This is a genomic window from Sphingobium sp. (genome assembly GCF_035511395.1).
Classification (GTDB): Bacteria; Pseudomonadota; Alphaproteobacteria; order Sphingomonadales; family Sphingomonadaceae; genus Sphingobium.
The window spans coordinates 19,936-32,768 of record NZ_DATKFP010000350.1 but is presented as its reverse complement, the minus strand read 5'-3'; the positions used below and the strand labels follow the sequence as shown (position 1 = coordinate 32,768).

Here is a 12,833-nt window from a genome sequence, read left to right as displayed (position 1 = left end):
TACATTCAACCAAAAACGAACGGGGTGGGAATATGGCCGCTTATTGTCACCCCACCCGCTCGAACATCAACGGCATCCCCGTCCTTGGGCGGATGGTGAGGCGGCTGATGGGTTCGGGCTTGAAGCCGGCGGGGACGGTCAGGCGGTAGCGGCGGATGACCGACGCAATCACCGTCATCACCTCCTGCTGGGCGAAGCCCGCGCCGACGCAGACGCGCGGGCCGCGCCCGAAGGGGAACCATGCCTGTTTCGCCATGTCGGCATTGGCCGGATCGTCGAACCGGTCTGGGTCGAAGGCATGGGGGCAGGCCCAGTTGTCCTTGTTGCGCTGGGTCAGCCAGGGGGCGACGACCAGCATCGCGCCGGCCTCCAACTGCTTGTCGCGCATCGGCATCGGGCAGGTAACTTCGCGCGGGAAGAAGGAGACGGGCGGATAGAGGCGCAGCGTTTCCCTGAAGATGTTGCGGACCTGGCCCATGTCCTTGAGCATCGCGCCGGTGAGCGCTTCTTCGCCCGCGATGCCCGCCACTTCGGCGCGGACGCGGTCCTGGATATGGGCGCATTCGGCGAGCATGTAGAGCGCCCAGGTCATGGTGCTGGCGGACGTTTCATGCCCGGCGAGGAAGATGGTCGACACCTGCTCCATCACCTGTTCGCAGGTGAAATGGATGCCGGTTTGCGGATGCTTCACCTCGATCAGCGACTGGAGGATGTCGCGCTGCTGCGTTTCGCCGCGTGCGTGGAAGGCTTCGTAGCGGGCCTCCACGATCGGGCGGAAGACGTCGTGGATGGCGCGCGCGGGTGTCTTCGACCGCTTTTCGAACCAGCCGGCGGGCAGGCCGTAGAGGCGCAGCATCGACGCGCTGTGGGCCAGCCGCTGGAACTTGCCGAAGGCGGTGTGGATGATGTTTGAGCGTTCCGCATCCAGCGTCTGGCTGAACAGGGTGCGGAAGATGATGTCGGCCGCGACATGGGTCATCATCGGGTCGATATCGACGGGCTTGCCCCGGTCGGCCGCGTCGAGGCGGGCGAGCAGATCGTCGGCGGCCGCAACCATCAGCGGCATGGAGCGGCCGAGCGCGGTATGGGCGAAGGCCGGGTTCACCATCGCGCGCTGGCTTTCCCAATCCTCGCCATTGGCGGAAAAGACCGAATTGCCGATCAGCGGATCGAGGTTGCGGACCAGTTCGCTATGCTTGGGATAAGCGGTGCCGCCGCGCAATATCTGGTCCACGAGGCTGAGTTCGTTGGCGATGTACATGGTGCGGCTGGGCAGGCGGATCTCGCCCATCTTCATCGTGTAGCTCTTGTCGAACAGCACATGGATCCAGCTGTGCCAGCCGCTGAGGAACCGCTTGAGCAGGCCGCGCTTCGTTCTGGGCGGCTGAGGATAGGGTGGCGTGAAAAGATCGGTCACGGGATCGTCCTGAAGGCGGCGACGGCGTCGTCCACGGTGCGGCGGCCTGCGGTCAGGCTGATGAAGTCGAGCGGGGACAGGCGGTCGCCCACGCGCAGATAGTCGAAATGCGCCTCATATTTGTTCGACCAGCCGCCATGATAATTTTCGGCCAAGTAGAAGAGGTGGAAGCGCGGCGACAGCATGTCGACGCGGGCGGCATGGTAATCCGCGACAAGCCCGAACGGATTGACGTTGTAATAGGCCGCGCCATCGGGTGGCGAGCTGATATCGACATAGCGGAAAGCCTTGTCGGCGAGTGCGCGCAGATCGTCATGATACCAGGCCGCGTCGCGGCGCAGGCCGATAACCGGCACCACCTGCCCCAGCCCCAGCATCACGAAATGGTCGGGCAGGCTTCCGCCGCGCAGGGCGATGAGGCGGCGCATCAGGCGCATGCCAAGGATCGTGCCGGCGCTGTGGGTGACGAGTTGCACCTCGTCCCAGTCGCCGTCCAGTTCCTGCGCGATGCGGGCGGCGAACTGGTCGAGCCGTTCATCCAGCGCATCGCCCGGCCCCTCCGCCGCCAAGGAGCCATGATAGGTCATGAACCGCAGCAGCCAGGGTACGACCAGCTTGGCGAGGATGCGCCCCGACAGCAGCGCGCTGATCGCGATGCCGATGACCGCTCCCGCCCAGAAAGGCAGCAGCAGCGACAGGAGCAGCGCGGGCACCAGCGCGAGCAGCAGCGGGATCAGCATCGCGAGCAGCGGCGGATAGAGGATGGTGATGACCGGCCCCTTGCGCAGGCGGCGCATGCGCAGGAAATCCATCTTCAGGGCGTGCCCCGCATAGGCGCGGGCCGCGCGCAGGGCGAGGCTGAGCGGATTGCGGATCCAGACCTTGCCGACCAGATCCTCCCAGCGGAGATATTCATAGTCGGTTTCGACCCCGGCCTCGGCGTTATCCACAGTCCAGCGCGCGGATACGGCCGGGCCTGCCGCGCCCGCCTGCCGGCCGCCCACGGTCAGGGGTTGCCCGGTCAGCGCCCCATGGCGCGCCGCCTGCTCGCGGTAGAGCTGATGGTAGAAACGAACGCCGCGTGGGTCGAAACCGCCAAGATAGAAGACTTTGCGCTTGAACTTTTCCAACACCGCCGCCCTAATCACGCGCATGAGCACGCCCGAACGCGATTACTGCTATTTCATTGACCACCGCAAATACAACCGCAATGTCGGCTGCCGCAAACATGATAATATGTACGGCATCAACGGCGGCGGCAGCGAGCGCGACCGGTGGCGCGCGGACATGGCCTTCTACCGCCATATGAGGGCCAATGGCGATCCGATGGCGCTGCCGTCGTTGCTTGCCTGCCTGGCGTTCGGCTGGTTCTGCTGGAATTATCACCCCGGCAAGGGACTGTGGCGCGGACAATTGTTGCGCCGCTTCGCCAAAGCGCCCAAGTGAGCGGCATGACAGACGCCAAGCATGTAGAGGTCGGCCCGGTCACGATCGGGAACGACCTGCCCTTCGTCCTGATTTCCGGCCCCTGCCAGATCGAGAGCCGCAACCATGCGCTGTTCATGGCCGACGCGCTGGCGAAGGCCGCATCGAGCGCTGGCGTGCCCTTCATCTTCAAGAGCAGTTTCGACAAGGCGAACCGCACGTCGGTGTCGGGCAAGCGCGGCGTTGGCATCGATGCGGGGCTGGCGATCCTGGCTGAGGTGAAAGCGACATTGGGCTGCCCGGTGCTGACTGACATTCATGGACCGGAGCAGGTGGAAGCGGCGGCGCAGGCCGTGGATATCCTCCAGATTCCTGCCTTTCTCTGCCGCCAGACCGACCTGCTGGTCGCGGCGGGCAGGACCGGCGCGGTCATCAACGTCAAGAAGGGCCAGTTTCTCGCCCCCTGGGACATGGCGGCGGTGGCGCAGAAGGTCGCGTCGACTGGAAACGAGCGCATCCTGCTGACCGAGCGTGGCGCAAGTTTCGGCTACAACACCCTGGTCAGCGACATGCGGGCGCTGCCGACGATGGCGCAGACCGGCTATCCGGTGGTGTTCGATGCGACCCATTCGGTGCAGCAGCCCGGCGGGCTTGGCACCGCGTCGGGCGGCCAGCGCGAATTCGCGCCGGTGCTGGCGCGCAGCGCGGTCGCGGCCGGGGTCGCGGCGATCTTTGCCGAAGCCCATGACGATCCCGACAATGCGCCGTCCGATGGTCCGGTGATGCTGCCGCTGCAATGGGTCGCGCCGATGCTCAAAACGCTGCGCGCGATCGATCAGGTGGTGAAGAACTGATCAGATAACGCGCTCCTGCGAAAGCAGGAGCCCAGGATGCAGGGCATATCGTTCGACTCTGGGCTCCTGCTTTCGCAGGAGCCCCGTCTGTGATTACGGTCGCGCCTGCCCTGTGCCGCGCACGATCCATTTATAGGTCGTCAACCCTTCCAGAGCCACCGGGCCACGGGCGTGGAGGCGGCCGGTGGAGATGCCGATTTCCGCGCCCAGCCCGAATTCGCCACCATCGGCGAATTGGGTGGAGGCGTTCCACATCACGATCGCGCTGTCGACGGCATTGAGGAAATGTTCGGCCCTGGCCGCGTCCTCGGTGATGATCGCGTCGGTGTGGTGGCTGGCATGGGCAGCGATATGGGCAATCGCGTCGTCCACGCCACCGACCAGACGGGCCGAGACGATGGCGTCGAGATATTCGGTGTCCCAATCCTCGTCGGAAGCCGGCTTCACGCGGTTGTTCATCGCCTGCACCGCTTCGTCGCCGCGCACTTCGCATTGGGCGTCGAGCAGCGCCTGCACCAGCGCGGGCGCCTCCGGATAGGCGCGATCGATCAGGACCGTCTCGGTCGATCCGCAGATGCCGGTGCGGCGCATCTTGGCATTGACCACCAGACTCTGCGCCATGGCGGGATCGGCCGCGCCGTCGACATAGCTGTGGTTGATGCCGTCGAGATGGGCGAGCACGGGGACGCGCGCTTCTTCCTGCACGCGTGCGACCAGGCTCTTGCCGCCGCGCGGGACGATCAGGTCGACGAACTCGGACGCCTTGAGCAGCGCGCCCACGGCCGCGCGATCGGTGGTGGGGACGAGCTGCACCACTTCGGCGGGCAGGCCGGCGGCGACGATGCCCTCCACCATGGCGGCGTGGATAGCGCGGTTGCTTTCCTTCGCCTCGCTGCCGCCGCGCAGGATCACGGCATTGCCGGCGCGCAGGCAGAGAGCCGCCGCGTCGGCGGTCACGTTGGGGCGGCTTTCATAGATGATGCCGATGACGCCGAGCGGCACGCGCACGCGCGACAGTTCCAGCCCGTTGGGCCGGACCTGCTTGTCGATGACGCTGCCCAGCGGATTGGCGAGGCTGGCGACCTGCTCCACGCCGGCGGCGGCGCCCGCGATCCGGTCCTCGTCCAGCTTCAGCCGGTCGAGCATGGCGGGCGACAGACCGTTCGCAGCGGCATTTTCCATGTCGCGGGCATTGGCGGCGATGATCGCCGGTGCCTGATCCCGGAGCGCCTGCGCGGCACGGCGCAGGGCGTCAGCCTTTTGCGCGTCGCTGGCCTGCGCGATCAGCGCGGAGGCGCGACGGGCACGCGCGCCAAGCATCGCGATCAGCATTTCGGGAGTCTGGGTCAGGTCGTTCATCAAAGGTCTCGCCATCCAATCGGGCGGCGGCTTAGCATGAAAGCGGGGGAAGCCAAAGGGCGCAGACAAACGCCCTTTGTGCCGACGGCCGAACCATGGGTCGCATATGATCCGGCCGCCAGCTGGCAGGCGATGCTGCCATATCCATCGGTAGACGAAAGCGCCGCGCCGCACATACCCCAGTCGGGGTAGGGTAAAAAAATTCTGACCGGATATCCTTGATTTGGGTTAACCCTACCCCCGTCCGAAGGGACGAGATCAATGGCTGAGGAGGCCAATCAGCCGGACCAGTTGAGATTCGCGGTTGCAGCCGGTTTTTTCGTAGACGCTGCGCAGCTGAACCTTGAGCGTTTCCACGGAGACGCCGCGCGCCGCCGCGATTTCGGGCCTCGTCTGGCCCGACGCCAGCCGGATCGCGATGTCCGCCTCCGCCGGTGTCAGGCGGAAGCTGCGCATCAGCAGTTGCACATGCCGGTCGGTGGGGGCGCCGACCCGCGCGATCGCGATCGCGCGCGGGGCGAAGGGCAGCGACCAGAGGCGTACCGGCAGGGGATGAAATTCCAGCATGATGGCGACTCCGCCATCCTCATCCGCCAGCGGAACCGGATCGGCCGGCTGGTCGGGCCGTTCGAGGACGCTGCGCACCGACCGCAGCATGGCGCGACTTTCGTCCGTCCGGTCGCTGGCAAGCCAGCCGTCGACGATGCGGATGCGGCTGGAGGAGAGCAGCGCTTCCGCGCGCGGGGTCGTGCCGCCGATGCGGCCGGTGGCATCGAGCAGCCAACAGGCGCGATCCATCGATTCAAAAGTGCCCGACAACAGGGCGAAGCCTTGCTGCTCGACCGCTCTTTGCAGGCGCACGGCCATGCGGGCATGGCCGGCGATGGCGGCGAAGATGTCCCGCTCTTCTTCAAGGGTGCGGCCGTCCTTGCTGTCGCGCAACAGGGCGAGGCCGATCATCGATGTGCTATCGCCCACCAGCTTGGTCTGGCAGCCGTCGAAAATGTCGAAGTCGGAACAGAGGTCGAGATAGTCATCGGCGCGCAGGCCTTTACGGGCAATGTCGTAGTGCGCCTCATGCACGATGTCGGGTCGTCCGGGGAGCCGATCGGCAGCGACGCGAAAATTGAGGTCCGGCGCGTTCTGGTCGATGGAAGCCGTCCGCCTGACGATGCTCTCGTCAATGTCGCTGATCCAGTTGAAGGAGGTCGCCCCCGGCCCGAAGCCGATCATCTGCCCATGGCGCGACCCGGTGGCGCGCGCCATGGCCTGGATCGCATCGCCCCATAGATGCGGTTCCAGCGCGGCGGACAGGAACATGTCCGCCCACGCGTCATTCTTCATGGCCAATGATGCCATCGCCGTTTCCCCTGCCCCCATCCACCGCTCGTGCAAGCGCGAGGCCGAGTCAATCGGAGAGCGGGATCAGTGGCGAGAATCGACCATAAGGCTGATCTGGATCAGGAAATCAGGCCGCCTGGGCGAGAATATCTTCCTTCACCGCGCGCACTGTGCGGCAGGGCGGGATGTTGCGCCATTCGAGTCGATCGCTGACGTCGCCGAACACCGGGTCGACCAGACGACGGACATAGCGGGAATATTGATAGATCAGGAACTCGCCGCCCGGCCGCAGGGCAGTGCGGGTTTCGGCGCAGATCGCTTCGCCGACGCCAGCGGGCAAGGTCGAGAAGGGGATGCCCGACAGGACATAGTCAGCCTGACGATGGCCCGCTTCCCGCACGAAGCGGCGTACGTCGGCAGCCGAGCCATGAACGACACGCAGGCGCGGATCGTCGATCCGGGCTTCGAGCCAGGCGACGAAATCGAGATTGAGGTCGATCGCCAGCAACGTCGCGTCGGGATGGAGCCGGTCCAGGATCGAGTTGGTGAAGGTGCCGACACCCGGTCCATATTCCACGAACAGGCGGGTGCGGTGCCAGTCGACCTGATCCAGCATCGCATCCACCAGCGTCTGCGACGAGGGGATGATCGAGCCGATCATGCCCGGATGCTTCAGGAATTGACGGAAGAACATGCCCCACTGGCTGAGGAAGGAAGCGCCACCGGCGCGCGTCGAAACTATTTTCTTCTTATCTTTGAAGGGAGTGGAGGCCATTAATTTCCGCCTGTGTGACTGTCCGGTTCGGCGTCGCAAAATTGCCGCTCGCTGGCAAGCGGCTTTGCGCACCATGTGCCGGAAACGCGCGGGCGACAGATGGGTTCAATCCACCGACCACACGCTTCGGATCAGTCGCGCTTGCGCAGCATGCCGGGCGACACGAAGCCGATCGGATCGACCTGCAAGGCGCTCTGCTTCAACGTGGCCTGAATCTGCTCATATTCACGCTCCATCTCCGGCGTGACCGAAGCACGGGTTTCCTCCAGCGCCGCCTCGAAATGGGCCATGGTCACGGCTTCGACCCGGAGCGACTGGCGCAGCGCGAGCAGGCCGGCGCGACGCGACAGATCTTCGAGGTCCGCGCCGGTGAAGCGCTCGGTCCGTTCAGCCAGCACGTCCAGATCGACATCGTCGGCAAGCGGCATCTTCTTGGTGTGGATCGTCAGGATGCGCCTGCGCCCGGCCTGGTCGGGGACGGGCACGTAGATCAGCTCATCGAAGCGTCCGGGCCGCAACAGCGCGGGATCGACCAGCGTCGGCCGGTTGGTCGCGCCGATCACCACCACCGATTGCAGTTCCTCCAGCCCGTCCATCTCGGCAAGGATGGTGTTGACTACCCGTTCCGTCACCGCCGGCTCACCCAGCCCGCCGCCGCGCGCAGGGACTAGGCTGTCCAGTTCGTCGATGAAGATGACCGTTGGCGCCACCTGCCGCGCGCGGGCGAAGAGACGGGCGATCTGCTGCTCGCTCTCGCCATACCATTTGGACAGGAGGTCGCTCGACTTGGTGGCGATGAAATTGGCCTGCGCCTCGCGCGCGACGGCCTTCGCCAGCAGGGTCTTGCCGGTGCCGGGCGGGCCGTAGAGCAGGAAGCCCTTGGCCGGGCGGATGCCTATGCGGCGAAAGGCCTCCGGATCCTTGAGCGGCAGTTCGACGCCTTCCTTGAGGCGCATCTGCGCATCGTCCAGGCCACCGATATCGGACCAGCCGATATTGGGCGCCTGCACCATCACTTCACGCATGGCCGAAGGCTGGACGCGCTTGATCGCGGCCATGAAATCCTCCCGCGTGACGGAGAGTTCCTCCAGCACGTCGGGCGGGATCGTCCCTTCCTCCAGATTGAGGCGCGGCATGAAGCGGCGCACTGCCTCGATCGCCGCCTCACGGGTGAGGGCGGCAAGGTCGGCACCGACGAAGCCATAGGTCATGCGCGCCAGTTCGGCGAGGTCGACCCGGTCGCCGAGCGGCATGCCGCGGGTATGGATGCCGAGGATTTCGCGCCGGCCGCGATCGTCCGGCACGCCGACGACGATCTCGCGATCGAAGCGGCCCGGACGACGCAGCGCCTCGTCGATCGCCTCCGGCCGGTTGGTCGCGGCGATGACGACAAGGTTGGTGCGCGGCTCCAGCCCGTCCATCAGCGTCAGCAACTGGGCGACCAGGCGCTTTTCCGTTTCGCCGGTCACATTGCCGCGCTTGGGCGCGATCGAGTCGATCTCATCGATGAAGAGGATCGAGGGCGCGGCCTTGGCGGCCTCCTCGAAAATCTCGCGCAGCTTCTTTTCCGACTCGCCATAGGCCGACCCCATGATCTCCGGCCCGTTGATCAGGAAAAATTCGGCTTCCGATTCATTGGCGACAGCACGGGCGAGCCGGGTCTTGCCGGTCCCCGGCGGGCCGTGGAGCAGCACGCCCTTGGGCGGGTCGACGCCGAGGCGTTCGAACAGTTCGGGATAGCGGAGCGGCAACTCCACCATTTCTCGCAGCTGGTCGATCGTGTCGGCCATGCCGCCGACATCGTCATAGGTGACGTCGGCGCGACGCGCCTCGCGCGGTTCCTCGAATTCGGCGCGCAGTTCGACCTCGGTCTCGGCATCGATATGGACGATGCCCTTGGGCACGGTAGACACGACGATCAGGCGGATTTCCTGGAGCGCGTAAGCGGGCGCGGCCAGCATCTGGCGCAGCTGCGGCGGCATGTCGCCAGGGGGCACCTGTTGTTGCCCGGCCGTTGCTACAACGTCGCCCGACGTCAGTGGCCGTTGGAAGAAGACGCGTTTCAGCGCGTCGGGATTACCCTGTAACCGCAGATTGTTTTGTGCAGGTGCGAACACCACACGTTGCGCCGCACGCGTCTCCACTTTCGCGATCTGAACGAAGTCGCCGGAACCGACGCCGGCATTGGCGCGCTGCAAACCGTCGAGGCGGAGCACATCCAGCCCCTCATCTTCCTTATATGGGCGCACGACGCGCGCGGGGGTCGGCCGCTTGCCGATGATCTCCACCACATCACCTTCGCTGAGCTGAAGTTCGGCCATCACCGACAGCGGCAGCCGCGCCAGACCGCGCCCTGCATCCTCCGGCCGCGCATTGGCGACCTGAATCCTACGACCTGTTCTTTCCTGATCGTCCACGAGCCATCCCCGTCCTTGTCGTTCGCGTAACGAGATAGGAAACGCGATCACGTTCGGAAAGAGCCACCGTCACGATGAGGCGGGACAAAAAAAGGGCCGGCCCGAAGGCCAGCCCTGAAAGTTTTTAGGAGAGGATGCCTGAAAGGCCCGTTTTATGTGCGCTGCCGCACAAGTTTTTGCAAGTGCGAAATAATTCGATAGGTTGCAAAAATTGCACCTTGCCATTTCTGGCTTTTTCCTGATGATTGCGGAGAGGATGCTTGGAACCGAGATGCGCGCCGTTCGATAAAGACAATTGACGCGGCGCAGCGGATCGGCTTCGGACTTTTGATATTATGCGCAGATTGCCGCCCCTTACGGCCCTGGAGGCCTTTGTTCAGGTTGCGCGCCTTGGCTCTGTCAAGGCCGCCGCCGAAGAACTCGCCTTGTCGACGCCGGCACTCAGCCGCCGCGTGCAGGCGCTGGAGCGATTCATCGGTCGCCCTCTGTTCGATCGCAAGCATCAGGCACTGGAAATCAATGTCGACGGGCAGCGCCTTCTCGACGATATCGCACCGGCGCTCGATTCCCTGAGTCAGGCGCTGGAAAATATCCAGAGCGGCGGGAACCAACTGCGGTTGCGGCTGGCGGTGATGCCTCTGTTCGCGACCCAGCGACTCTTCCCCCATCTGGGGCGGCTGCGGCAACAGCATCCGCAACTCCATATCGATATCGAAACGACACCCCACGCCGTTGCGCGCCTCGGCGAAGGGTTGGACGCGGCGATCGTGCTGATGGCCAAGGACATCGATTCGGCGCTCTATGCGCATGAGCTGGATCATGAGGAAGTCTATCTGATCGGCCGGCGCCAGTTGCTCGAAGGGCCACATGCGCTCAAGTCGCCCGAGGAACTGGCGCAGCAGACCATTTTGCTCCATCGCGACATGGCCCTGTCGTTCGACGCGTGGAAAGACGCGGCCGGCCTGCCGGACCTGCAACCGCTTGCCATCGACAATTATGATTCGGGCCAGCTGATGCTGGAGGCGGCGGCGCAGGGGCTGGGCGTGGCGGTGATGCACACCAGCCATTTCGAACAGGCGAACGATCCACGGCTGGTGCGGCTGTTCCCGATCCATGTCGAAAGCCCCTATCGCTATTTCTTCGTCTGCCGCCCACGGGCGTTGCAAACGCGAGCGGTGCGCATCTTCCGCGACTGGCTGATCGCGGCCGACATATGAAGCCAGGGGCGCCCATGATTCTTTGTGGGCGCGCCCTTAACCTTGTTTCGCCAGCGTCGTTTTAGCGGGCATGACAGGGGCAACAACTTCATCCGCAAGTCAGCAACATGGACTGACCGACCGTCTGGCGCGCTGGGCCAAGGGACTGTCGGGCAAGTCCGACGAGGACCAGGAGGCCGAGATCGAGCAGCGACCGCGCACAGGCGGTGCTGCCAACCGGGAAGTCAATCGCCGCCGTCAGCTCTATGCCGATATCGGCGATTTCCTCTTTGCCCACGACCTGGACCTGACGCCGATCAATTTCAGCGTCGCGCTGGATTATCTGACCGGCGCCAATATCGGCATCGAGAAGGCCGTCCGCGCGGTGATGATGGAGCGCGGGACAATCACCAACGGCTTCATCGAAGCGATTGCGGCCGAGCAGCGCGCCGACGAAGTCACCCCCGAATCCCTGTCGTCGATGCTGGACAAGGTCGAGGAGAATCTGGATCAGGTCACTGGCCTGATGCATGAATCGCGCAATTCGGCGAAGGATTATGGCGCCGCCCTTCAGGAACAGGCCAAGGATCTGGCCGCCGGCGGCGACAGCGAATCCATATTGTCCCGCCTGGTCGGGTTGACCCGTTCGATGGTGGAAAAGACGCGGCAGGTGGAAGGCCAGCTGCGCGAGAACCAGAAACAGACACAGGCGCTGAAATCCAGCCTGGAAAGCGCCCGCCGCGCCGCCGAGCATGATCATCTCACCGGCCTGCCCAACCGTCGCGCCTTCGAGAGCGTGCTGCGCGACGAGCTGGCGCTGGCGCAGGAGCAGCAGGAGCCGCTGTCGGTCGCCTTCTGCGACATCGATCATTTCAAGATCATCAACGACACGCATGGCCATGATACCGGCGACCGGGTGCTGAAGTTCGTCGCCGGATTGCTGTCCAAGGTGTCGGACGATCATTGTCATGTCGCACGCCATGGCGGCGAGGAGTTCGTGATGCTGTTCCGCGGCAAGACGGCAGCGGAAACCTGCGAGGCGGTGGACGGCGTGCGCGAGGATCTGGCCAATCGCAGCCTGGTCAACCGCAGCAATGGCGAGCGGATGGAGCGGGTGAGCTTTTCCGCCGGCGTCGCCAATGTGCTGGCCTATGAAGACCCGCGCGCGGCGCTCAAGGCCGCGGACCGGGCGCTCTATCTGGCCAAGGAACATGGCCGCAATCGTGTCTATCTGGCGGCGGAGACGGATTGATGATGGGGTAGAAAGCCCTACCCCAGCCCCTCCCGCGAGGGGAGGGACTGACCCTTAGAAATCCGGCTTTTCATAATGCGGCGGGGGCGTGATCACTTCCATCCGTTCCGACAGCAGCGGCCGGAAGGACGGGCGCGACTTGAAGCCCGCATACCAGCGCTTCACCGGCTCGTGCCCGGCCCAGTCGATGCCGCCCAGATAGTCCGCCACCGACAGATGTGCCGCCGCCGCGATGTCGGCAAGGCTGAGGGTGCCCCCCGCCATCCAGCTGCGATGGTCGAGCAGATAATCCATATAGTCCATATGGACGTTGGCGCGCTTCATCGCCTCCCGCAGGACGCGCGCGTCGGGCGATGCACGCTCGACCAGCCGCTTCTTCATCCTCTCGTGCAGCAGGGGGCCGACGACATCGCCGTAGAAATTCTGGTCGAAGAAGGCGGTCAGCCGCCGCACTTCAGCCCGGCCCGCGGCCGTGCCGGAGATGAGCGGGAACTTCTCCACCGTCTCCTCGAAATATTCGCACATCGCCTGGCTGTCGATCAGGGTGATGCCGCGTCCCTCATCCACCATCACCGGCGTCGTGCCGGCGGGGTTCAGGTCGAGAAACTCGTCGCGCATCGCCCAGGGGGATTCGCGCACCAGATCATAGCCGATCCCCTTCTCGCCCAGCAGCAGCCGGACCTTGCGGGAAAAGGGGCAAAGCGGGAATTGATAAAGGAGCCACATAGATGAGTCGTGTTAGGCGCGACCACGTAAAGGGGAAAGCGGCAAATTGCGGAAATGAGACGCACGGGCTT

11 protein-coding genes are annotated in these 12,833 nt (G+C 64.7%); 4 read left to right on the top strand and 7 right to left on the bottom strand.

Annotated features, from left to right (window positions below; all coding sequences use genetic code 11):
* Positions 1–46: 46 nt before the first annotated feature.
* Together VMR39_RS23940 and VMR39_RS23935 are read right to left on the bottom strand one after the other, a co-directional pair.
* On the bottom strand, positions 47–1,417 hold the full coding sequence (locus tag VMR39_RS23940) for a cytochrome P450 (RefSeq protein WP_325419911.1): 1,371 nt from the start codon (positions 1,415–1,417) through the stop codon (positions 47–49).
* Positions 1,414–2,547 (bottom strand): hypothetical protein, encoded by a 1,134-nt coding sequence (locus VMR39_RS23935; protein WP_325420029.1) that lies wholly within the window; start codon positions 2,545–2,547, stop codon positions 1,414–1,416. The genes VMR39_RS23940 and VMR39_RS23935 overlap by 4 nt, the downstream gene beginning before the upstream one ends.
* 22 nt (positions 2,548–2,569) lie before the next feature.
* On the opposite strand from VMR39_RS23935, the gene VMR39_RS23930 reads away from it, so the two are divergent.
* Together VMR39_RS23930 and kdsA are read left to right on the top strand one after the other, a co-directional pair.
* Positions 2,570–2,863: a hypothetical protein gene (locus VMR39_RS23930; protein WP_325419909.1), complete on the top strand. Its 294-nt coding sequence runs from the start codon at positions 2,570–2,572 to the stop codon at positions 2,861–2,863.
* Between the two features lie 5 nt (positions 2,864–2,868).
* A complete protein-coding gene (gene kdsA / locus VMR39_RS23925; RefSeq protein WP_325419907.1) occupies positions 2,869–3,696 on the top strand; it encodes a 3-deoxy-8-phosphooctulonate synthase in 828 nt (275 codons plus the stop codon).
* A 93-nt stretch (positions 3,697–3,789) separates the two neighbouring features.
* On the opposite strand, the gene VMR39_RS23920 is transcribed toward kdsA, so the two are convergent.
* From VMR39_RS23920 to VMR39_RS23905, 4 genes are all read right to left on the bottom strand, one after another.
* The gene (locus tag VMR39_RS23920; protein ID WP_325419905.1) at positions 3,790–5,055 is read right to left on the bottom strand and encodes a glutamate-5-semialdehyde dehydrogenase; all 1,266 of its coding nucleotides are present in this window, start codon (positions 5,053–5,055) and stop codon (positions 3,790–3,792) included.
* A gap of 258 nt (positions 5,056–5,313) precedes the next feature.
* The gene (locus VMR39_RS23915; RefSeq protein WP_325419903.1) at positions 5,314–6,414 is read right to left on the bottom strand and encodes a helix-turn-helix transcriptional regulator; all 1,101 of its coding nucleotides are present in this window, start codon (positions 6,412–6,414) and stop codon (positions 5,314–5,316) included.
* A gap of 109 nt (positions 6,415–6,523) precedes the next feature.
* Positions 6,524–7,171 (bottom strand): class I SAM-dependent methyltransferase, encoded by a 648-nt coding sequence (locus VMR39_RS23910; protein ID WP_325419901.1) that lies wholly within the window; start codon positions 7,169–7,171, stop codon positions 6,524–6,526.
* Positions 7,172–7,302: 131 nt separating this feature from the next.
* Positions 7,303–9,588, bottom strand: a complete 2,286-nt coding sequence (locus tag VMR39_RS23905) for a CDC48 family AAA ATPase (RefSeq protein WP_325419899.1) — start codon at positions 9,586–9,588, stop codon at positions 7,303–7,305.
* Positions 9,589–9,923: 335 nt separating this feature from the next.
* Between VMR39_RS23905 and VMR39_RS23900 the strand changes: the two genes are divergently transcribed.
* The gene (locus VMR39_RS23900; RefSeq protein WP_325419896.1) at positions 9,924–10,805 is read left to right on the top strand and encodes a LysR substrate-binding domain-containing protein; all 882 of its coding nucleotides are present in this window, start codon (positions 9,924–9,926) and stop codon (positions 10,803–10,805) included.
* Positions 10,806–10,875: 70 nt separating this feature from the next.
* A complete protein-coding gene (locus VMR39_RS23895) occupies positions 10,876–12,036 on the top strand; it encodes a GGDEF domain-containing protein (protein WP_325419894.1) in 1,161 nt (386 codons plus the stop codon).
* A 54-nt stretch (positions 12,037–12,090) separates the two neighbouring features.
* On the opposite strand, the gene VMR39_RS23890 is transcribed toward VMR39_RS23895, so the two are convergent.
* Positions 12,091–12,762 (bottom strand): glutathione S-transferase family protein, encoded by a 672-nt coding sequence (locus VMR39_RS23890; protein ID WP_325419892.1) that lies wholly within the window; start codon positions 12,760–12,762, stop codon positions 12,091–12,093.
* Between the last annotated feature and the right edge of the window lie 71 nt (positions 12,763–12,833).

Excerpts from the sequence above, each read along its gene's own strand:
- VMR39_RS23915 (WP_325419903.1), bottom strand. The coding sequence starts at position 6,414 with ATGGCATCATTGGCCATGAAGAATGACGCGTGGGCGGACATGTTCCTG.
- kdsA (WP_325419907.1), top strand. The coding sequence starts at position 2,869 with ATGACAGACGCCAAGCATGTAGAGGTCGGCCCGGTCACGATCGGGAAC.
- VMR39_RS23930 (WP_325419909.1), top strand. The coding sequence starts at position 2,570 with ATGAGCACGCCCGAACGCGATTACTGCTATTTCATTGACCACCGCAAA.
- VMR39_RS23920 (WP_325419905.1), bottom strand. The coding sequence starts at position 5,055 with ATGAACGACCTGACCCAGACTCCCGAAATGCTGATCGCGATGCTTGGC.
- VMR39_RS23890 (WP_325419892.1), bottom strand. The coding sequence starts at position 12,762 with ATGTGGCTCCTTTATCAATTCCCGCTTTGCCCCTTTTCCCGCAAGGTC.
- VMR39_RS23895 (WP_325419894.1), top strand. The coding sequence starts at position 10,876 with ATGACAGGGGCAACAACTTCATCCGCAAGTCAGCAACATGGACTGACC.
- VMR39_RS23900 (WP_325419896.1), top strand. The coding sequence starts at position 9,924 with ATGCGCAGATTGCCGCCCCTTACGGCCCTGGAGGCCTTTGTTCAGGTT.
- VMR39_RS23910 (WP_325419901.1), bottom strand. The coding sequence starts at position 7,171 with ATGGCCTCCACTCCCTTCAAAGATAAGAAGAAAATAGTTTCGACGCGC.